The organism is Pseudomonas sp. 11/12A (assembly GCF_000800055.1).
Taxonomy (GTDB): domain Bacteria; phylum Pseudomonadota; class Gammaproteobacteria; order Pseudomonadales; family Pseudomonadaceae; genus Aquipseudomonas; species Aquipseudomonas mohnii.
This window is the reverse complement of sequence record NZ_JUGV01000001.1, coordinates 6,279,938-6,300,506: the sequence shown is the minus strand read 5'-3', so window position 1 is coordinate 6,300,506 and position 20,569 is coordinate 6,279,938. Positions and strand designations below refer to the sequence as shown.

At 55.9% G+C, this 20,569-nt stretch carries 13 protein-coding genes; 6 read left to right on the top strand and 7 right to left on the bottom strand.

The features are described 5' to 3' along the window. Positions 1–22: 22 nt before the first annotated feature. From rmuC to GQ39_RS28685, 3 genes are read right to left on the bottom strand one after another with little or no spacing between them, the layout of a single operon-like run. Positions 23–2,152 (bottom strand): DNA recombination protein RmuC, encoded by a 2,130-nt coding sequence (rmuC, locus tag GQ39_RS28695; protein ID WP_236693126.1) that lies wholly within the window; start codon positions 2,150–2,152, stop codon positions 23–25. Between the two features lie 2 nt (positions 2,153–2,154). Then, positions 2,155–5,541, bottom strand: coding sequence for a type I restriction endonuclease subunit R (locus GQ39_RS28690; RefSeq protein WP_047537297.1), 3,387 nt, complete (start codon positions 5,539–5,541; stop codon positions 2,155–2,157). Between the two features lie 49 nt (positions 5,542–5,590). Then, entirely contained in the window at positions 5,591–7,072 is a 1,482-nt protein-coding gene (locus GQ39_RS28685; RefSeq protein WP_047537293.1) for a sigma-54 interaction domain-containing protein, read from the bottom strand. A gap of 290 nt (positions 7,073–7,362) precedes the next feature. Here GQ39_RS28685 and GQ39_RS28680 point away from each other — a divergent pair, with 290 nt between their 5' ends. The 5 genes from GQ39_RS28680 to GQ39_RS28660 all read left to right on the top strand — a co-directional run bounded on the left by GQ39_RS28680 (position 7,363) and on the right by GQ39_RS28660 (position 16,848). Next, entirely contained in the window at positions 7,363–8,535 is a 1,173-nt protein-coding gene (locus tag GQ39_RS28680; RefSeq protein WP_047537290.1) for an ankyrin repeat domain-containing protein, read from the top strand. A gap of 40 nt (positions 8,536–8,575) precedes the next feature. Continuing rightward, positions 8,576–10,042, top strand: a complete 1,467-nt coding sequence (locus tag GQ39_RS28675) for a DUF726 domain-containing protein (RefSeq protein ID WP_047537285.1) — start codon at positions 8,576–8,578, stop codon at positions 10,040–10,042. Positions 10,043–10,542: 500 nt separating this feature from the next. Beyond that, positions 10,543–12,249 carry a dynamin family protein gene (locus tag GQ39_RS28670; RefSeq protein ID WP_047537282.1) on the top strand — a complete coding sequence of 569 codons (1,707 nt, stop codon included), beginning with the start codon at positions 10,543–10,545 and terminating at the stop codon, positions 12,247–12,249. A gap of 13 nt (positions 12,250–12,262) precedes the next feature. Next, positions 12,263–14,506, top strand: a complete 2,244-nt coding sequence (locus GQ39_RS28665) for a dynamin family protein (RefSeq protein WP_047537279.1) — start codon at positions 12,263–12,265, stop codon at positions 14,504–14,506. Next, the gene (locus GQ39_RS28660; protein WP_047537277.1) at positions 14,503–16,848 is read left to right on the top strand and encodes a dynamin family protein; all 2,346 of its coding nucleotides are present in this window, start codon (positions 14,503–14,505) and stop codon (positions 16,846–16,848) included. The genes GQ39_RS28665 and GQ39_RS28660 overlap by 4 nt, the downstream gene beginning before the upstream one ends. Before the next feature lie 518 nt (positions 16,849–17,366). Here the strand turns inward: GQ39_RS28660 and GQ39_RS28650 are convergent. Then, the gene (locus tag GQ39_RS28650) at positions 17,367–18,419 is read right to left on the bottom strand and encodes an ADP-ribosylglycohydrolase family protein (RefSeq protein WP_047537271.1); all 1,053 of its coding nucleotides are present in this window, start codon (positions 18,417–18,419) and stop codon (positions 17,367–17,369) included. 8 nt (positions 18,420–18,427) lie between these two features. Then, the gene (locus GQ39_RS28645) at positions 18,428–18,688 is read right to left on the bottom strand and encodes a hypothetical protein (RefSeq protein ID WP_047537268.1); all 261 of its coding nucleotides are present in this window, start codon (positions 18,686–18,688) and stop codon (positions 18,428–18,430) included. Positions 18,689–18,807: 119 nt separating this feature from the next. On the opposite strand from GQ39_RS28645, the gene GQ39_RS28640 reads away from it, so the two are divergent. Beyond that, on the top strand, positions 18,808–19,683 hold the full coding sequence (locus tag GQ39_RS28640; RefSeq protein ID WP_047537265.1) for a WYL domain-containing protein: 876 nt from the start codon (positions 18,808–18,810) through the stop codon (positions 19,681–19,683). 84 nt (positions 19,684–19,767) lie between these two features. Here GQ39_RS28640 and GQ39_RS28635 read toward each other — a convergent pair whose 3' ends face one another. Both GQ39_RS28635 and GQ39_RS31025 read right to left on the bottom strand, forming a co-directional pair. Continuing rightward, on the bottom strand, positions 19,768–20,292 hold the full coding sequence (locus GQ39_RS28635; protein ID WP_152614027.1) for an HNH endonuclease family protein: 525 nt from the start codon (positions 20,290–20,292) through the stop codon (positions 19,768–19,770). Positions 20,293–20,307: 15 nt separating this feature from the next. Further along, positions 20,308–20,508: a hypothetical protein gene (locus GQ39_RS31025; RefSeq protein WP_052193658.1), complete on the bottom strand. Its 201-nt coding sequence runs from the start codon at positions 20,506–20,508 to the stop codon at positions 20,308–20,310. Positions 20,509–20,569 lie beyond the last annotated feature (61 nt).

Here is a 20,569-nt window from a genome sequence, read left to right as displayed (position 1 = left end):
TCTCTTGATCAGAATTCGGGGGTTATTGCTGCGCGGCCACATCGCCAGCAAAAGGATCGTGTGCGCCAGCGGGCAAAGGCTCGTTTGACGCAGGAGCTTCCTCAATAGCTTCAACGATGAGCGACAGTCGATCACCTTCGAAGTCCATATGGGTGGGGTCAAGCTGCGGCAGTGTTTTGCTGACCTTGGCCGACAGCTTGTTGAAGCGTTCAACCTTGCCATAAAGGCCTTGCTTGCCAGCCAGGGCTTTAACGGTGTCATTGTAGTGGTTGCTGACAGTGTTTAGGGTACCGCCAAGTTTGCTGAGTCGCTCAGCGACAATGCAAACCTGGTTGTAGATCTCGCCGGCCTTCTCGCTGATTTCACGGGCTTCTGCGTTGCTTCGTTCGATCATCCACAGATTGGAGACGGTACGCAGAATGGGAATCAGCGTGGTGTGTGAAACCAGTACGATGCCCTTCTTGTAGCCGTACTCGAACAGATCCTTGTTGTGCTTCAGGGCCTCGATATAGGCTGGCTCGATGGGCATAAACATCAGCACGAAACCGGGGCTGCGCATACCGACCAGGTTGGTGTAATCCTTCGAGGCCAGATCATCAATGTGCCTGCGCACAGACTTCACGTGCTCGACCATCGCTAGCTGGTATTCTTCCGGCGTGCTGGCCGAGACCGCACGATCATAGGCGACCAGCGAAACCTTACTGTCAATGATGATGTGCTTGCCGTCCGGGATTTTGATCAAGTAGTCGGTCTGCTTGCTCTTACCCTCGGCATCCTTGAACGCACTCTGTACCTCATAGTGCGCCTCCTCAATCAGTCCGCTCATCTCCAGTGTGCGTCGCAGTTGTGCTTCACCCCAGGCGCCACGTTGCTGGGAGTCGCCTTTGAGCGCCGAAGTCAGGTTGTTGGCTTCCTTGCTCATCTGCAAACCAATATCCAGCACCTTCTTAATCTCTGCATTGAGGCTGGTGTTGCCTTGCAGAGACGCATCGTGAACATCATTGATGCGCTTTTGGAACCCTTCGATCTGATCGCGGAACGGCTTGAGCATGCCATCGATACTAGTCTGGCTCGTCTGGGTGAAGGTCTTGCCCTTCTCCTCGAAGATTTTATTGGCCAGGTTTTCAAACTCTTGGGTCAACGACTTGCGCGTATCGGCGAGCTGAAGCATCTGCTCCTGGAAGTGCTCTTCACGCTTCTGCAGTGTGGTCTTGAGCTCGGTATACTCGGAGGACAACGCACTAAGACGCTCCTGAAGCGCATTGTTAGCCTGCGCTCGCTCAGTCAATGCCAACTTTACTTCGCTTAACTGCTCACGCACATCACGCTCAGAGGTTTCCAAAGACTGGGCTCGCTTGCCCTCAATGGCAAGCTCATCCTTGAGGCGGTCTCGATCTGCGTGCAGCTGTTCATTGGTAGCCTGAGTCTGGCCTAAGCGATCACGTAGTTCAGCTACCAGCTCCTCTCGCTTTTGCAGGGATGTATTGAGCTCCGCATGTTGATTACTAAGCGGCTGATATCGCCCCAGCAGTTCGTTGTATTGCTGAACCTGATCGGCCAACTTCTGCCGGAGCTCGGCGAGCAGCTCACGCGCCTCCCGCTCGCCCGTTGCTGCCACCTTGGCGCTGGCATCCACGTTAGCCAACTCGGCCTTGAGAGCATCGCGCTCGCCATTTAGCGAGTGCATCGATGTTTGCGCAGCAGCTAGGCGGTCACGCAGATCGGTGACCTGCTCCAGTAGCGCCCGCCCTTCAGCTTGCGCAGTTTCCAGGCGCTTGGCGGTTTCATAATGCTGCCGACTCGCATCCTCCAGCTTCAACTGCAACGTAGCAGAGACGTCCTTGCTCTCCTGTTGCTCTGCGCGTAGTCGCTCCATGTTTTCGATGGTCGACTGCAAACGCGCGTGCAGTCCGCTTTCTGCAACTTGCAACTCATTGCTACTTGTCTGTGCTGATTTAAGCTGCTCCGCCAAAGAAGCCTGGTCAGCGATTGCTGATGTTTGGGCCTGAAGAGCCTGTTCAAGCTGGGCGGCCAATTGGCCCGCTTGCTTGCCCTGGCGCAACGCCGCAGCGAAGTAACCCAGCAGCGCCGAGCCTAGTGCGAGCACTGCGGTTATAACAATGAAATCCGTCGTCCATTGGCTGGCTTGCATAGTCACTCCTGAGGACCAGGCGGAGAAATTGTCTCGCGAAGAAATGGTTCAAGCACCGCAACCAATTGATCAACATCTGTCGGCTTGAACACACCGTCGATTCCGTCATGCCAAATGCGGTTGAACGGTGCGTCGTAGAGTGTTTCGATCACGATGCTGCCGTGTTGGGCGATGTAGTTCTTCAACAGGTTCATGAATCGCACCTGCTGAGCTGTAAGGGTTGGATGGGCGTGCAGGAAGCTCTTGAAGTGCTCTTCAATAGCCTGAGAATCCAGACCGATGATCTCACGCACAGTCACGTGCAGCTGTGCTGCAGTACGGCCATAGAACTCATTCAATAAATCCAGACTTACACCCGGATGACTGGTCAGAATGGTCGAGGTCAGGGTCTTCAGGTCCGCCTCGGCAATCGGCTCACCTTTATGAATTTTCTGCAAAATAGGGTTAGCTGCGAGCATGCCGTCAAGAATGCCCTTGAGTCGGCGACGATAAAGCATGGCCTCATTGGCACCAGTGATGTAAACCCGACGCTCTTCAGCCAGTACGTTGTCGTCCTTAGCCTTGGTAATCGCGGTTCCGTAGCTTGCAGAGCTTCCCGTCTGCCGATATTTCATAATGCCGCGCAGCTCCTTACGGGCGTGCTCGAGCTTGTCGATACTCGGCTGTTGCCAAAAATCAGCACTGCGCACCTCCGCGAGAGTCGCATCCTTCTGGCGCACGGCTTGGATGTTCACAGCCAGCTTATCCAGCTCAGCCAGCAGCACAATTTTTCCGTCCTCGAAGCAACTGGCCTGCTCCACCAGGCAACGCTGAATACCGGCAACAAGCTTGTCCAGCGCAGTGGCATGCTTGTCACTCAACACCCGAGCGGCCATCAGCGGCGCAATGGTGTCACTAAGCAGGTGCTGGGTCTTAGCGTCGAAACGCTTCAGAAGATCGGTCTGCTGCAATTGGTGAACGTTTCGCAACTCACGCCTTACCGCCACACTGGTCTCTGGCAAATCGTTGATATCCGCACGCAGCAACTCAATAGCGGTATCGAAAGCCGCAGCATGATTGAGCCTGAGCGCAACCTGGGCCAATTCAAGGCGAGCCTCGAAGGTGGTCTGCAGAAGGGACTTTCCGCCTGTATCTTCCGGCTCCTGGTACTCCTGCTCGAAGAAGTCGAAGTTTCCGTAGTGATCGAAGATCAGGAACTCTTCCTTGTCCTTGCCACGGCCGAACAGGTTGGGTCGCAGTCGTGTGCCTCGGCCAATCATCTGCCAAAATTTCACCCAAGACTTTACCGGCTTGGCAAAAACGAGATTGACCACTTCTGGCACGTCGATTCCTGTGTCCAGCATGTCTACCGAAATGGCAATTCGGAAGTCGTTGTCCGGTTTCTTGAATTCCTTGATCAGTGTGTCGACATGCGAAATGCCGTTGTGGATGACCTTGCAGACCTTAGTGCCATATTGCGGATAGAGATTACAGAAGAGCTTCTCCAGGTGCTCGGCGTGGTCCTGGCGCTGGGCGAAGACGATGGTCTTGCCGACCAGTGAGCCAGTTTCATCCTTGATGCCGTTGTTGATCAGGTTTTCCAGGATGATTCGATCTGTATCTTCACTGAAAATCTTGCGCCCAATATCCCTACCGGCAACGGTAGTGCGCTTGGCTTCCTCTTCGCCAAGATCTTCTTCTAGTTGGCGCTTCTGCTCTTCACTCAGATCCCTGTAATGGATGCCATCACGCAGAAAATCGGTGGTTAAATCCTTGACGCGAAACGGTACCAGATAAGGTGGATCGTTGTTGATGGCTGCGTCCAGCCCGAACTCGAAGGTGGGGTCGGTGGTTTCGCAGTCGAAGATGTCGAAGGTGTTACGGCTGATGAACTTCACCGGCGTAGCGGTGAGACCAACTTGGAGAGCATCAAAGTAGTCGAATAGATCGCGGTACTTGTTGTAAATACTGCGGTGACTCTCGTCGGCGATGATCAGGTCGAAAAAACCTACATCGAGCTGGGCAAAGCGATTCATCATCCCCGGGTAGGTAGCGATGTAGATGCGCGCGGTCTGATCCACTTTGTTGGTTTCGCCGATGACGCAGCGCGGCTCGCTGGGCAGATTTTGCTTGAAGGCATCGTCAGCCTGAACCCGCAGCTCCTTGCGGTCACAGAGAAACAGCACACGCTTAGCCCAGCTGGTGCGTAGCAGCAGTTCGGCCAGGGCAATGGCAACACGAGTCTTGCCTGTACCGGTGGCTTGAATGATCAAAGCCTTGCGACGTTGCTTCTGAAAATGCGCAGCAACGGTCTTGATTGCCTCAATCTGGTAGGGGCGATCGGCAATTTTCAAATCAGGGTTGTGCTGTTCAAGTTCGGCAATACGGTACTGGTGCTGGTAGGCCAAGTACTCGAGGCTGCTCTTGCTGTAGAGACCATACACCGGGCGATAGGTGTTGTACTGCTTGTCGTCCCAGACGAAAGTTTCGTAGCCGTTACTGTAGAAGATTACCGGGCGCTGCATTCCCATGTTCACGAATCCATCGGCATACATGCGTGCCTGCTCACGCCCTGCCTGCAGGCTGACGTTACCAGACCGCTTGGCTTCGATTACCGCCAACGGCTGACCGTCGTCCCCCCAAAGCACGTAATCGGCACGTCCCTTCCCGGAGGTATTACCTGGGAAGTCGACCTCCACTTCGCGGCCGACCTGTTCAGGGTTACCGATGTCCCAGCCAGCCTGAAGCAACATGGCGTCAATGAGCAAAGCCCGCGTCTTCGCCTCGTCCCATTGCAGGCTGTCGGCAACCTGCTGGCTCTGCTGCTGACGCACGTGCAGCTCGGCATCTGCTGGGCGCTCCAGCTTGTCGATGTTACGGGTCCGCTCTTGCTCTAGCTTGTCCATCACGCGCTGGAGCTCTTCCTGCTGCTGATTCAGCTCTTTTTGATAGGTGGCAACGGTCTTTTGCAACGTGGCCAAAGTCGCCGTCGGGTCCTGCACCTCAGCAAACTCAGGAATGTCTGCCTGAGCGGTGCCCTGATATTTCATGGCCATATACATGGCCAGTTGGTAAGCCGTCTTCAGGGCCTGTTGCGCATTACGCAGGTCGCCTTCGCCTCCATGCGCGGTGTCGTTCCCCTGAATACGCAGGAAATTGAGCTGGTAAACCAGCGGCTTGCTTACACAGTCGACAAAGACCGGATCCTTAACCAGCTCGTAAAAGGTGGCCTGCGGCACACGGGGCAGTGTTTCATGCTTATAGATAGCCTTGGTCATCTCTTCGGCAAAGCTACGAAGTCGCGTGAGCGCACTGCCCGGGTCGACGTGAAGTACGGCCTCCGCCAAGCCAGCGAGATTTGCCAGCAACTCGTTGCCAGGCCGGAGGAATTCGAAATTGACTGATTTCATATAAGCGATCTTATCCATGTCGGTCTTATAGCGAAGACCATGCCAATGTTTATTCGACGTCGTACTTTTCCATCCAATTACTGAGTGTCTGCTGGCTTTTCAAGCCCAGCAAACTGGCGGCTCGCGTCTTGTTACGGCCCGTCAGCGCCAGCGCCTTGCGCAGGTAGCCATTGGCAATCTCTGAAATTATCCCTTGCAAATCAATACCTTGAGAAACATCCCGGGAACAAATGTCCACATGATCCTGAGGGAACTGGAACAGCGCCTGGTCGATATCCGCCCCATCAATGACATCGCCCTGACTCCACAAGGCGGCACGAAGCAGCACAGATTGAAGCTCGCGAACGTTGCCACGCCAAGGGTGGCTCAAGATAAGTTTCTTTGCTTCAGCGGAAATTTTCTTACCTGCCATCGAGAAGTCTTGCTCGGCCAAGCTGGCAAGCAGCGTGTCGGCCAACAGGAACAGATCTCCTTCCCTCTCTCTCAGCGGCGGCAAGTGAATAACCCCAACGGCTATCCGGTAGAACAGATCCTCACGGAATCGCCCATGCGCCACTTCCTGCATGAGGTTTCGATGAGTCGCCGTGATCAATCGCACATCCACCTTCTGCTCCTGGCTTGCGCCAACCGGAACAAAGGTCCCGCTCTGCAGCACCCGTAACAGCCGAACTTGCACATCTGGTTTCAGCTCACCGAACTCGTCCAAGAACAATGTGCCACCGTGTGCCTGCTGGAACACGCCGTCTCGGCTCTCAACCGCGCCAGTGAACGCCCCTTTGCGATGACCAAACAAGGTAGCGTCGATGAGTTCCGGGACTATTGCTCCGCAGTTAACGGCGATGAAAGGGGCAGCGGAACGGGGGCCGGCATTGTGAATGGCTCTGGCAAACAACTCCTTACCCGTTCCGGTTTCACCGTAGATCAGGACTGGGACCTGCTTTTGCGCAAGCACATTCGCTTGCGCTTTGAGCATCGTCATTCGCGCACTTTGCGTGACAATGCTATCGAACGCCGCGTTGTCTGGGGCATCGTGGTCTGCCAGTCGCAGCAGCTTATTACTCGTCATGCCGCTGGCGGCAGGCAAGTACTCGGCCGCGATTTCAAACGGCACATCTACCTGCTGCACACCTTGCTCAAGCGAGGATTGGTAAAAGGTGGCGGGAAAGCTGGTTTTGCCCAGCAGTATCCACACTGCCTGCATGGCAGGTGTGCCTGGGCTGAGCAAAATTGACAGATCCATGCGAGCAGCAAACAAACGCTGCAAATGCTTGCTCGCGGACTGATAGATGTCTCCAAAATGAACTGGAGAGCTCAAAGTCTCGTGGTATGCCTGGACGGGAAGATCAACACGCTTGCGGAGCCACGCAAGATACGGCTCGACACGATCCGGTGGATACGAACAAAGCAGATCAACTCGATCAAACTTTTCTGCCGTTAACGTCGACATGATCGGTCCAATCTCGCCACCGCTTACTGCTTTCAGATCGTTGCCGCCCACCCAGCAAATCAAGGCACGCTGCTCACTCGACACTATCCCTGTTCCTCCGGCTAAATCTCGCGACAAATGCTAGCAGTTTGCCAGATCGCCTGACCGCTCGCATCCAGCCCAAACATGCGCCTGCATTGCCAACCTTTACTCCCTCGTCACCAACACCTCACCCCATTTTGCCAACCCCGCTAAAGGTTCCCGCTCCACCGCCGATAGCCGTTCAGCTAACGTATGCCTAAACGGAAAATCGAGCTCTACCCATCTGCCTCAACAGCATCGTAGACCTCCTCGAGCACCTACTTGGCACCAGCACTCGGACAGGGAGCAGTTCAATGAATCACCCCTACAGCCCTATCGTGCGCACCCCAAAAGCGCCGGTCGCCTATCTGGCTATTGATGTACATCTCATCCCGGAAAATCTCCACGCTAACCTCTTCCGCTGGATCAATACCTTCGCCGAGCAGTGGGCCCACGAGCACGCACAGCAACTGCCTGCCACGCTGTGGATGAAGGCGCCGTGGAACCAAAGCCCTGAAAGCGATTTCGAGTTCCACTTCGCTTGCAGCAGTAAGCTGCCCCCCAACTTCCTTAATGAATTGGCCGATCACCTGAGCCAATGGATCGATAAAGCCCTCCGTTTCTCCACGCGCGCGCTCGTCGACGCAAACGACGGGTGGGCCCCTCTGAGCCACTGGCAGGACGGCAGGGCTTGGGACTCAAACGATTTGAACAATTGGCAAGCCCGCGATCAAAGCCACGCTCGCCCTGATGTCCTCGTACCTTCCGCGGAAAGCTCTTATTTCGCCCAGGCAACCAAGTCCTATTCCGCCGAAGAGATCAACACCCGAGCTTTCAAAGCAGCATGTGAGTCTGGCGACAAGGAAGACCTGGACGAGTACTTGCTCGCGAATCGCCACATCCTGTCAGACCACTCCGCCTACGCCAAAGGCCATACCCCTTTACACCTTGCAGCCGCCGCTGGTGACCTGGACACCGTCGAGGCATTGCTCGGCTATGTATCGCCCGATGTGCTGAGCAAACGGCATCAGACGCCCCTCATCCATCTGGCCGATGTCCGCGGCAAACACTCCCATGCCGAGATCATTTCCCGACTGCGCTCCACCCTGCATATCAGGGATAGCGAAGGCCGATCCGCGCTGATGTACGCAGCGCGCGGCGCATTTGTGACTAGCAGGCGTGGCCATATCACGCTGGTGAAGGCGCTGGTCAATGCCGGGGCGGACGTTACCGAAACCGATCAAGATGGCCGCACTGCGCTGGGTTGGGCCAAAAAAGATCTGGCGCCAGCAAAGCCGCAAGCCAACGCAGAAGTTATCGAGTACCTGGAACGCCAGATGTACGAAGTGGAGCTGGTGCGGTTTTTCCGCGCCAATTACCAACACCATTTCGATACCAAGGGCGTCATGCATATCGTACCTCGCGACGGCGCGCTCAAACCTTCTGGTTGCCAAACTGCCCGCTCTTTCGCAAGCAGCGAACAATAAGCCAGCGTCCGACCCCTTACTGTCCCGGATACCCAGTCACGTGAGCCATACGTTCAAATTCCTGAGCCTCCCCCACCGTTCGGGTGAGGTCGCAAACGTCTTCATCCATGGCTACTCCGCCGGCCACGATATGGAAGACCGGTGCGCGCTGCGCAAACACATCCCATCAGCGTTACACAATTGCATCAATATCTTCGCATTCTGGCCTTCTGGCCACTGGAGCCAGTTCGATAGCATGTCCAGCAGCGGGGTATCGGCGATCGCCAGGGTCAGCGTCCTGGGGGGCGCGGCGGCTGCGGTGATCGATAGAGCCGTGCACTTCAATAGCAGCCGCAACCGCGCGACTGCCATGGGCAAGACACTGCTCTCGCAACTCGAAAGCTATCTTCTCGAGTTTCATCCTTATGTATCGAAGGTCAACCTGGTCGGGCACTCGCTCGGCGGGCGGGTGGTGGTCAGCGCGTTGCTCGACATGGTGGACAAGCCTGCCAATCATGACCTCGATATCGGCGACGTACTCTTGATGGGCGCCGCAACCGAACTGTCAGGCGATCAGGCTCGTGCAATCCGCAAACGCACCAACTGCAAATTGCTCAACGCTTACTCCGGCGATGATGATATTCTGCGATTGAATGTCGGCGAAAGCAGCGCTGGCCGCCGGCCTATCGCCAACTGCAAAAACGTGCGCATGGAGTCTTTCGGCCACACTGACTATTGGCCGCGACTTGAACAGGTATTGAGGCAATCAGGCTTCCATGGTTATCAAAGTGGCCTACCCGCTGGCCTACAACCGCAGCCCGTCATCAAGAACCCCGACCCCGTTGTAACCGACCACTTCCTCTACGACCTGCTCGAACTAACCAGCGATCGTATCCGCAGCCAAGTCGCCAAACTCTTGCGTAGCAGCAGCTGGACGACGTTGGAAACCGACAATCCACTCTATCTGCTAACCAAGGAATTCCAGCTTCTGGGCGGACACTGTCTGGTCAATTTGGCACGTGGGCGCGGCTTGAAGTACGTACAGGTACTCCTGATGCTGGCGGAGCACTACGACTTGGTGGACGAACTGCACGACTGCGCGCAGGTTATCGAAATGGAAGCCTTGCTGATCAGTAGTTTTTTCCGTTCTTCATTTGGTGAGGCGCATGCCCTCGCTAGCCGAAAGGACATTGCCAAGCAGATGTCTACCATGACAGATAAGAGCTACTTCGAACAAGTCGATAGCTTGGCTGCCAGCCTGACGATCACTTCCTACTTCTCGACTCCCGAAGCACCGGCCCCTGCATATCGGAGCAACGAATCGGCAGTAACTAGCGAAAGTAAAGGACTCGCGGTGGCCTCGACATCGGTGCTTCCGTCGCTAACGGGGTTGTTCGCCACGACGCGCATCAAGGCTGCGGTCACCAATCTGAAAAGTGCAGTAAAACCAGGCTATTCGGCGTTGATTCCAGCGGTCGCGGTTCTGTTCTATGCGCGCTTGAAACTGAACAACGAAGGGCTGCTCTAACACGCTGCGATGGCATGGCCAGCAAAGACGCTGGCCAGCACCTGTAGATCAAACCGATATGGAAGCTGGCTAAATAAACAGGTAAATCATCCGCACACATAGTCTCAAAAAACCCGTCAAAAAAGCCGCTTCCAGCTCATATTCCAACTCAAAACAGTGCGATTTATTGACAGTTTACGAAGAGCAATCAGAGTGCCATCATGCGCCCACTCTGACTCATACAGGATGTGTGAATGCCTATCCCTCCTTGCCCCATGACCTTCCACTGCGATCAATGCAACTGGAGCAGGACAGTGGCTCCGGTTAGTGACGCGTTGGGCCCAGGAGACTGGCATCACAGCTGCCCTAAATGTGGCAATCCCAACCTGCAAGTTTCTCGGGCCGGCGCCCTTGCCAGCCTGCTGGCAAAAGCCGCCCGACACCTAAACTTCCGCAAGCATTAAGCGCTAAGCGCTAGCCCTACTCTCCCGAACAAGCCCAGCACTTAAAGGATTATCACCATGCTCGAAAGCCAGAAAGCCTTCGCCACTTACTTGAAGAAAATGCAGGGGCTGCTCGAAGGCCAGACGTTCACCTTCGACCAGACCTTACTGCCTAAAGTGATGGAGACCGAGTTGGTGGTGCCGGTAATCGGCGCCTTCAGTGCGGGCAAGAGCTCGCTGCTGAATGCGCTGATGGGTAAAGAGGTACTGCCAGTTGGTATTGCGCCGGAAACCGAGCTGGCAACCGAGCTGCGCTACTCCAGCGAACCTTACTTGCTGGCCATCAAGCCCGACGGCGCGCAGGAACGACTGCCTGTCGAAGCACTGAGCTCGATCAACCGTCGCTCCAGCGAGTTCTCTCACTTGCGCCTTTACCTGGACAGCGACGCCTTGAAAGCCATAGCACCGCTGGTGCTGGTCGACATGCCCGGGTTCGGCTCTTCGCTGGAAAACCACAACAAGGCAATCGCGTACTACCTGCCACGGGGTGTGCACTTCGTCGTACTGACCAGCATCGAAGACGGCAATATCACCCAGTCCATGCTGCGCAAGCTCGACGAACTGAAAACCTACAACACCGAATTCACCTTCCTGCTGAGCAAGTGCAACCTGCGCGCTGCCGATCAGGTGGAGGAAGTCCAGGCATATGTCGATGATCAACTGGGGGTGTATTTCGGTGATCATCACCGTAGCCTCACCATCGGCAACCGCGGCGGCGAAACGCTGCAAAATGCACTGAGTGCCTTGCAGCCTGACGCTCTGTTTTCCCGTCTGTTCCTCGATATTCTAAAAGACCAGAACTTCGAGGTTCTGGCACAGATCAACCTGGCGCTCAGCCTGTTGAAGAAAGACAAGGCTGAAAGCGAGCAAGCAGCCCGTGCGCTGGAACAAGCCCTGCAAAAGCTGCTGGAGCAGCGCAAGGATGTGGAGTCGGATCTCAAGGATCGCTACTCCGGGAAGATGCTCGACCGCAGCCTGCGCAGCCTCGATAACGCCCTCAATAACGCCTTGGAAGAGCTCGTCACTCTGGGTTGCAGCAAGAACCCAGGTGCCTTGTCGAACGCCATCTCCGACATCATCCGTAGCACCCTGGCCAGCACGATCAAATCTGAAGTGCAGGATATTTCCAGCAACATGGTGGACCGCATTGCCAGCAACCTGAGCGCTACCAATGGTCAGATGGCCGTATTGGACATCAGTGGCAACTGGAGCGAAGAGCTGACCGGCAAGGTCAAGCTTTCACTAGAGCGCACCACCGAACTGCTAAGTGATTGGTCCACGCGCCTGAGCACCCGTGCCGAAAACGACAAAGCCGGAGGCGTCGCACTCTATCGCAGCCTTTCCACCGTGCTTGCCGTGACCACATCCGTGGTCAACCCATTGGTCGAACTGGCGATCATCTTCCTGCCGGAAATCCTCAGGATGCTCAACGGCGGTGGCAACGAGCGCGAGAAATTCCGCCAGAAGCTCACCGGTGAAGTGTTCCCGAACATCAAGGCGGAGCTGCGCGGGAAGATCCCGTCGATCATCGATGAGCAACTCAACGCCATGCTGAAGAAGATCGGCGACGGTTTCGAAGAGCAGATCACCAAACAGAAGCACGTCGTAGACACCATTGCTCAAGAAAACTTGCAGCGCGAAGCCGAGATCGGTCAGAAGACGGCCACCTTGGAAGACCTGGCCAGCGCCGTGAAAGCTGCTGCAAACGAACACCTGTACAAGTAAGACGGACGATCTCATGAACTACCAGAAACTCGTTGAGTTCAGCGAAAGCCTTCATGCGCTAGCAGGGAGCAATCAGGACCTGTTTGGGCGGGAAATCGAGCAGTTCAAACGCATGAACGCAATCGACGAACCGCAGCAGCTTGCCCAGACCTTCCAAACATTGCAGAACCAAAATCGGCTGATGAACATTGGTATCGTCGGCCGCGTGAAGGCAGGCAAATCGTCCCTGCTTAATGCATTGATCTTCGACGGTGAGCCGATTCTGCCAAAGGCAGCAACACCCATGACCGCGGCACTGACCACGATCACCTGGGGCGAAGTGTTCCGGGCCAATGTCGAGTTCTACAGTGAGGCTGACATAAGAGCAATCAAGCTCAAGTCCGAACAGTACGAGCAGCGGCTCGCGACGCGCAAGGTTGCATGCCTCGAAGAACTGGTGAAACGACGCAGCGCCCAAGCGTCGGGCACGCCTATCGATATGCAACAACTGACGCAGATGGCGGAGAAAAAGGCGCTAACTGAGTTGCAGCGAGAAGAAGGCTTGTTTGCAGCAAACGACCAGTTCAAGCGCATGACGGACTCCGGCATCGATTCCAAAACGCTGCAGTCGCATAGCGAAATCAGCGCCAGTAACCCAAAGGAGTTGGCGGAACGGTTGCACAATTACGTGGGTGCCAATGGCACTTACATGCCGTTCACCAAGACGGTGCACGTCTTCATGCCGCTGGAAGAGCTGCGCGATATCTGCATCATCGACACGCCCGGCATGAACGACCCGGTACAATCGCGCGAAGAGCGGACTGTCGAACTGCTGAAGACATGCGACGTCGTATTCATCGTCAGCCCAGCCGGCCAGTTTCTCAATGAGCAAGACTTGGAGGTGATGGGCCGCATTACCCAGAAGGAAGGCATTCAGAAGCTGGTGCTACTGGCCAGCCAGATTGATACACAGTTATATGGTAGTGAAAAGCGGGCTCGCCTGAGCGATGCCGTGGAAGCCATTCGCAGCCAGCTTTCGGCGCGGGCACAAAGTACTCTGTCGGACTTGAAGCAGAGCAGTCCCGAAGTGGGTTCAGTGTTCGACAAACTGATCAGTTCGGTGCACCTCAACCTCCTGCACAGTTCGGGCTTGTGCCACAGCCTCAATCGTCGCCTCGACGCACCAGATAGCTGGGACTCGAATGAGCAGGTGACGTGGGAAAACCTGACTATTGATTACCCAGACTACTTCTCCCGCGACAATCGGGAGCTAACCCTGAGCAGCCTGGAAAGCTTGGCCAACATCCATGCGGTCAAGGCTGTACTTGCGGAGGTCCGTGCAGAGAAAGCCAAGATCACCAGTGACATAATCAGCAACCGTCTGGCGAGCAAGCAGAAGACTCTGGAAGAACTCAAGAGATACATCATCAACCTTGCAAACAACCAAGTTTTGCAGATCAAAAGCGCTAACGTCGGCGAACTTAACGAGCAACTTGCATCATTGGAGTCAAAACGACTGGATCTCGCCTTGGAGCTGGATAGCAGTTTCAAATTCACAATGGACGACTATCGCCAGAACCTGCGTGAACGCATGCGTCAGAAGGCTTCCCAGCTGCTCCGCGAGACGAAGTCGACTATAGATGCTGCAGAAGGCTCCTTCACTGATACCTATACCGTCGATAATGACGGCGCCTTAGGCTGGCTGGCTCGAAAGCTGGGGGTTGGCGGTACAACAGAAAAAACCGTGGTCCGCGCAAAAATCATCAGCAGCCAGGTTGTATCCACGCTCAAAGACTATATGACCGATGTTCAGGACGAATTGAGTTCCACAGTGAAGCATTCCCATCGCGGCCTGAATGAAGATCTAGCCCGAGCCCTGACGCCGAAAATCCGTGAAGTGCTGGAGCACGATGCCAATCCACAAATGATCAAGCTCGCCATCCTGTCCATAATCCAAGCCATTCCGAAAGATGACTTCGACCTGGACATTCCCCTGCCTGACAACCTGAAAAGCAAAGGCACCCTCAAGGGCTACGAAGCTGAACAGTTTAAAGACGCCGCAGATGATTTTGTTGGCTCACTCGGCAGCAAGGTCAAAACAAAGATCAGCTCATTCCTCAAGCATGTAGAGCGTAATACGCCTGGCACCATCTCTGACTCTTTCGTTGATGAAGTGCAGCGCCGGATCAATGTCCTCAAAGCGCAGGTTGACAACGCAGCCCAGACGATCGATCGGCTTGAACGCATGGCACGCAAGGCTGAAGAGGTAACCCTGTGAGCAACCCGCCACGCATCAATGAACGGGCGCGGCCGGCCTTGGAGTCGCTCGCTCGATTCTGGCAATTCAAACGCAAAAAACTGGCATTGGAGCTCCAAGACCACCTTGAAGATGCCCAACGCCAGCTAGACACGTTGTTCGGCACCAATCAGGAGCTGTCCACGCTATCTGCAAGCCAGAGCGACAGCATTCACTCCCTGAACCTGCGCAATGACTCTCTCACTGAAGAACTACAGGTCGAGACAGGCAAGCTCGCCTCTACCACCAGGGCCCTCGAGCAGGAAACCGCCAAGCTACAGAAGGCAATGCTCGCGCTGGCGCAAGCCAAGGTCTACACCAAGGAGCTCGAAGAGCGTCAGGCACAAGCACTGGCGAGAATCGGTGGCCTTGAACAAGACCTGACAGAGCACAAACAACTGCTGGCCGACAAAGAGCAGCGCATCATCGACCTTGAGCAGGCGCTGGCCGATGTTCGCCAGCAGCTCGAAGAGCTCGAACGTCTCAAACAATCGTTGACCGTCCAATGCGCGGAACAGGCAGAACAGATCAGCGCTCTGCAGACACGCAAACAGGCACTCACTGATGCACTGCAGGCGAAGACGGCCGAGGCTGAAGATATGGCAAAGCGAGCAGCCCAGGCTCTCGCTGAGATTGCCAATCTTGAAAAGCGGCTGACAGAGATCAAGCAAGAATTGACTGCCAAAGAGGCAGACTTTGCGGACCTGGAGCGCACGATGGCCGAGGTCCAGAAGCAGCTCGAAGAAGTATATGACGCCAATCTGTCGCTGACTGAACAATGTGCCGGGCAGGCCTCACAAATCAGTGAGCTTACGGACCACAATGAGTCATTGTCGACCCAGTTGCATGCTGAACAGTCCAATGCTGCAGAGCTGGAGGAGCGTAAGACGCAGGCCCTTGCGCAGATCAGTGAACTTGAGACTTATCTGGAGGAGCACAAAGCCCAGCTGCTGGCCCAAGAGCAGAATGTCGATTTACTGGAGAGCCTCACCGAGCAACTGAAGGCTTCCCAACAGCACCTCGAAAACAACTACGCAGACATCAATCAGCAGCACCTGTCGCTAACTGAGAAGTTTTCCCTAGTGAGCAGGGTTCTGGCGCAGCAGCCTCCCGTCAATGAAGAGCTGGACAGATTCGCCAACTTGATCAACCACGACTACATGGAGTTCGCTGGCCGTGAATCGTCGCTGGCAGGCGAGGCCCAGGCCGTGCTCGACATGCAGGCGATTCTCGCCGAGCTGCGCTTGCTGAACAACTTCCCAAGCATTGCGGGCAAGACCATCCTGAGCATTGCTGGTGGCTTTAGTAGCGGCAAGTCTGCATTCGTCAACAGCTTCATCCGCGACTCGAGCGTGCGCCTGGCGACCGGCATCAACCCGGTGACCGTAGTGCCCAGCTATGTCGTGTGCTCTGAAGAAACCAGGATCAAAGGCTATTCGTACAACGGCGGAGCCATCGACCTGGAGCCCAGCCTGTATGCATCCATGTCCCACGAATACGTCAAAGCCTTCGGCTTCGATCTTCGCCGTATCTTGCCTTTCATCAGCGTCAAGGTGCCAATGGATCCAGAGCTGTTCGGCAACCTATGCATCATTGATACACCGGGCTACAACCCAGGTACATCGGGTGGTGCCTCAGCTGCTGACAGGAGCACCGCAGCCTCTCTCGTCAATCAGGCAACTGCGCTCGTGTGGGTCATCGGTCTTGACCCCGCCGGGACCATCGACCAGTCCGACATTGAGTTCATCGAGTCCACGCCATTCCGTGGAGACTCGTTGTACATCGTGCTGAACAAGGCTGATGTTAAGTCTGAGGATGACATTGATCAAATCATGGAACAGGTAGCCGACGACCTTGCCTTCGCGGACATCGAGTACGCGGGTATGTGTGCCTACTCATCCACTGCACGCAAGAGAACCTATCCATCCACAGGGCTGACGTTCGAACAGTTCCTGCGGTCTATCAACCGCAAGGTGGACGTAGTCGGGAAGATTTCCAATAAGCTCGATGCCGTTTTCGATGCCTACAAACGTGCGATCAAAGCTGACATTGCGCAATTGAAAGGTCGCAAGAACGAATTCAACGCTTTCAAACTAGACGCGCTGGAAATTGGCGGCACTGCCTTGCATGATCGTATCGAACGGGCCTTCCCGATATCAGAACAGATGTTTGACGCCTCGGAACTTGAGCAGTTAGTGGGTGATTGCGAAGACCTTCGTCGCAAACTCAAGCTGGCGGCTCAAAAGGCCTTGCGAGGCTCTGATCAAGCGCACAGCAAGGGCGCCGAAACTGAAGACTTTCTTCGGCTTCGGATACGCCGCTAGGTGAGGAAGGCACTGAGCGCACGGCGCCAGTGCCTTTTGATCAGAGGGTTTCATAGCCGTACCAAACCCCATCGAGAGCCGCCCGCAAGTTTCTTGGAGACTCGGAGCAGAATAGTCCAGTGTCAAGCCGCAATGGGTGAGTATGCCTGCCCCCCCTTACCCTTTGCCTGCTGACGCTGCATGGAATGCTGTTGACGCGTGTACCTGCTGAACGGCAAAGATATTCTTCATGTCTGAATGCTCCTGATTGATCGACTTGTCCGCCCATACCCTAAAACCGTTGCCGCGCCAGCAACTCCGCCTCCGCCCGCGCAAACCACCCCGCAGCAAGCATCTTCAACTCCTTGCTTCCACACTTGGGGCACTGATCCACCCATTTTCCCGGCGCCAACGCATCACTCTGCGGCGCCGCGGTCTTCGTCCTACCACAACCTTCACATTCAAAAGTAAAGGGCCTCGGTCTGATAGGCATTTTCAAGCGCCTTGATCCCTGCGCAATCTCACTGCCTTCAATGCGCTCAACTCGCGGGATAAGCCAGTTCGATCTGCTCATCGAACTCACCACCCACTCCGCAATAATCCCGCGGAACGCGCTCAATATCTTCGGCCACCTGCGCAATCACTTGCCGCAGTTGCAGGCGCTCAAGCCAGCGGTCAGGAATAACCGCAGCACCATACTGCGCCCCCAGCAAGTGCCCGACGACCAGCCCTGCACTGCTACTATTACCACTGTGATTCACCGCCGCAATCACTCCCTCTTCAAATGACCGCGCAGTCAACGCACACCACAGCCCAATCGCCAGCACCTGTTCAGCGCCCCAACCGCCGGCAAAATCGTCAATCCGTTGAGGACTGGGTGTGTATTCCTCGTAAAAGAAGAACATCACGCGCTCGATGAGGCTGCGCGTTTCTTCCATACCAGGCACATGCCCATACTTATCCAAACTCTGTGTCACGGCGTGTTCCAAGCTGCCTTGTCGATCGACGACACGCTGAAGAATGTCGGCGAACAGCCCGGCCGCCAGGTAACCTGTCGGGTGCCCGTGGGTCAGTCGCCCGGACTGCGACGCATAGTCAAATGCATTGGCAAAGAATGCACAGGATGCAACACGTACCAAAGCGCCACAGCCCTTGCTGTTGTTTTCGGCTACCGCACCCAACCGTCTACTGACCTTGAGTGCACTCAGGCAGGTTGTGTCGGGGGCACGACGCGGCCCGAGCTCCATTTGCCTGATCAGCCAGCCATCTGTGGCGACTTGTATCAGCGAGGGGTAATCCTGGGTCGTCAGCCAGCGCAGCAGCGCGTGGTGGATAATGCTAGGCACATGACATACCTGCCGTGAACTGCCCAGCACATAAGCCCGCAGCAAGCCTTCTGCGGTGAACAGCATCATCTGTGTAGCGTCACTTATCGCACCGGTGATGCCATAGGCCGGGGCAAAATCAATGATGCCCTGCGACCCGAACTTGATCTCAATCTTAGGCCACTCCAGAGCGTTCACGGGAGAGCCCAGCGCGTCTCCGGCGGCGCCCCCCAGCAGGCAGCCTCTGAACCGTTCGATTCTGTTCATATCTTCCCTTAACGGTCTTCTGCAGAAACCACGTTCTGCAAAATCACCAACTTGCGCTGCAACTGCGCAACATGCTCACGCTCTGCCCGCAACGCCGACCGCAGCTCGCGGTTCTCCATTTCCCAGATCTGCACCCAGCGCAAATCCCTCTGGCAGTGTTCGACGTTTTTCCCAAGCTCGCCGAGCTTCAACCCCTGCTGTATCAGCACCAGCAAGATGATCCCCATCACTACCAATGCACCCGTCGCAACCACTTCCGGCATAGTCATGCTCATATCCTTTGCTGCCTTCGAAGTATTCCAAAGACAAGCGGAAGATATGTAATGCAAAACTACACGTCTAGAATGTAGACTTATACAGGTAAAGTAATCGCGCACATGGAGAGGGTATGAAACGCAAGCAATCCATCGAGCAGGTACGCTGGGACCTGGCACTTCGCTATCGTTTGATTGAGACCGTTGCCTGGTGGGAAGGCCGGCTGACCACGGGCCACCTGATGCAGAGCTTTGGCATCAGCCGCCAGCAGGCGTCGAAGGACATCAATACCTACATCACTGAACATGCACCCAAAAACTTGACATATGACAAGCAACTCAAGGGGTATGTGCCAAGCAAGCAGTTCAAGCCGCTGTTCATCGACGACAGTGCCAGCGCCTACCTGCACCTGCTCTATCAGAACAATGAGCGGGCCCCGCACATCGACGGGCTGGCATTGGCCTATGCGCACACCAAGGTGCTAGAAGTGCCGGACCGACCGATTCGCCCGGAAGTGCTGCGCCCTTTGCTCAAGGCCTGTCGAGAAAGCCTGCGCTTGGAAACCGAGTACGTGTCGCTGAACACGCCGAACGTGGAAATTCGCCTGATCGCCCCCCATACGCTGGTCTACACCGGCATGCGCTGGCATGTGCGCGCCTACTGCGAAAAGAATGGCCAGTACCGCGACTTCGTCCTCAGCCGCCTGCGCGGGCAGCCGGACCTGCTCGACGAGTCGCCCAACACACGCGAGCTGGACGAGGAATGGAATGCCGAGGTGCCGGTCATCTTCGAGCCCGACGGGCGACTGAACGATGCGCAGAAGGCTATCATTGAAGCCGACTTCGGCATGCAGCACGGGCAACTGGTGGTGCCGAGCCGCAAGGCCTTGGTGAAATACGTGCTGCAGCGCTACCACATCGACCCGCGCAACCTGGCGACCAGCCCCGAGGCGCAGCAGATCGTGGTGAAAAACCTCAAGGAGCTGCGCCCCTGGCTGATGAACGACTGAGGCCGCCAGCTCGGTGCGCCGCGCCGGTGACGGGCCGAGGCCCACCATCGGAGCGGCAGCTCGCACAGGTCAGTCGTAGGCGATTTACGCTTCGGCCAGGTCGGTCGGCGTCAGCGGCCAGCGCTTCACCGCGAAACTGGCCAGCTCCTGGCTCCGCTCCACCAGGGCGTTCTTCGAGAACGCGGGACTGCAGTTGGCGCCACCGGCGGCCAATGCCTTGATCAAATTGAACTGCGAGTTCCTGTAGAGCTTGGGTTCGCTCATCTTCTTCTCCGCAGAACAGTTACTGCACGCACTGTTGATGCGTTTCTCCAGCGGCGCCAGGTTGCCGATCAGGTGGAGGTGCTCCAGGTACGACTCCGTACTGTGGAAGCCATACAGGCGCACGCCGAACGAAGTTTCTTGGGGCAGGATGTGTTCGATCGTCAGCCCCTCGGTATTGATAAGTACCAGGTCCCCGATGTCTAGATCAGACTGGTCCACCTCCCGCCTTGCCGCCCCCTCGGCCTCGAAAAGACTGCGCGGTAAACCCGGGTTCCTGAACATATCTTCGTTGGCCAGCTTGGCCTCGAAGCGCGCACTGGGCATGAAGTGCTGGCAAAAATTCACTAGGCGCTCGGCGATCTACAGCAGGCTCAACCGACCGAAGTCGCGCATCAGCGCGGCTATGTCCGCCTGTGGGTTGGTGCCCTGTAACTTGAATACGCGCAAGTCCGCCAGTTCGACCAGTTGCAGCAAGGTGTAATCCAGTTGCAGCGGGACGCGAACATCGAGCATTTGTTCATTGTGTAACCGCACCAGCAGCGGATAGAGGGTGGCGGCCAACCACCGCTCACCAGTTCCGACTGTAGTGATATGAACCTGATCGCGCTGACATTTACTCCAC

Coding starts and splice junctions, on each gene's coding strand:
- GQ39_RS28690 (WP_047537297.1), bottom strand. CDS start 5,541: ATGAAATCAGTCAATTTCGAATTCCTCCGGCCTGGCAACGAGTTGCTG.
- GQ39_RS28645 (WP_047537268.1), bottom strand. CDS start 18,688: ATGACTATGCCGGAAGTGGTTGCGACGGGTGCATTGGTAGTGATGGGG.
- GQ39_RS28665 (WP_047537279.1), top strand. CDS start 12,263: ATGAACTACCAGAAACTCGTTGAGTTCAGCGAAAGCCTTCATGCGCTA.
- GQ39_RS28650 (WP_047537271.1), bottom strand. CDS start 18,419: ATGAACAGAATCGAACGGTTCAGAGGCTGCCTGCTGGGGGGCGCCGCC.
- GQ39_RS28670 (WP_047537282.1), top strand. CDS start 10,543: ATGCTCGAAAGCCAGAAAGCCTTCGCCACTTACTTGAAGAAAATGCAG.
- GQ39_RS28640 (WP_047537265.1), top strand. CDS start 18,808: ATGAAACGCAAGCAATCCATCGAGCAGGTACGCTGGGACCTGGCACTT.
- GQ39_RS28680 (WP_047537290.1), top strand. CDS start 7,363: ATGAATCACCCCTACAGCCCTATCGTGCGCACCCCAAAAGCGCCGGTC.
- rmuC (WP_236693126.1), bottom strand. CDS start 2,152: ATGCAAGCCAGCCAATGGACGACGGATTTCATTGTTATAACCGCAGTG.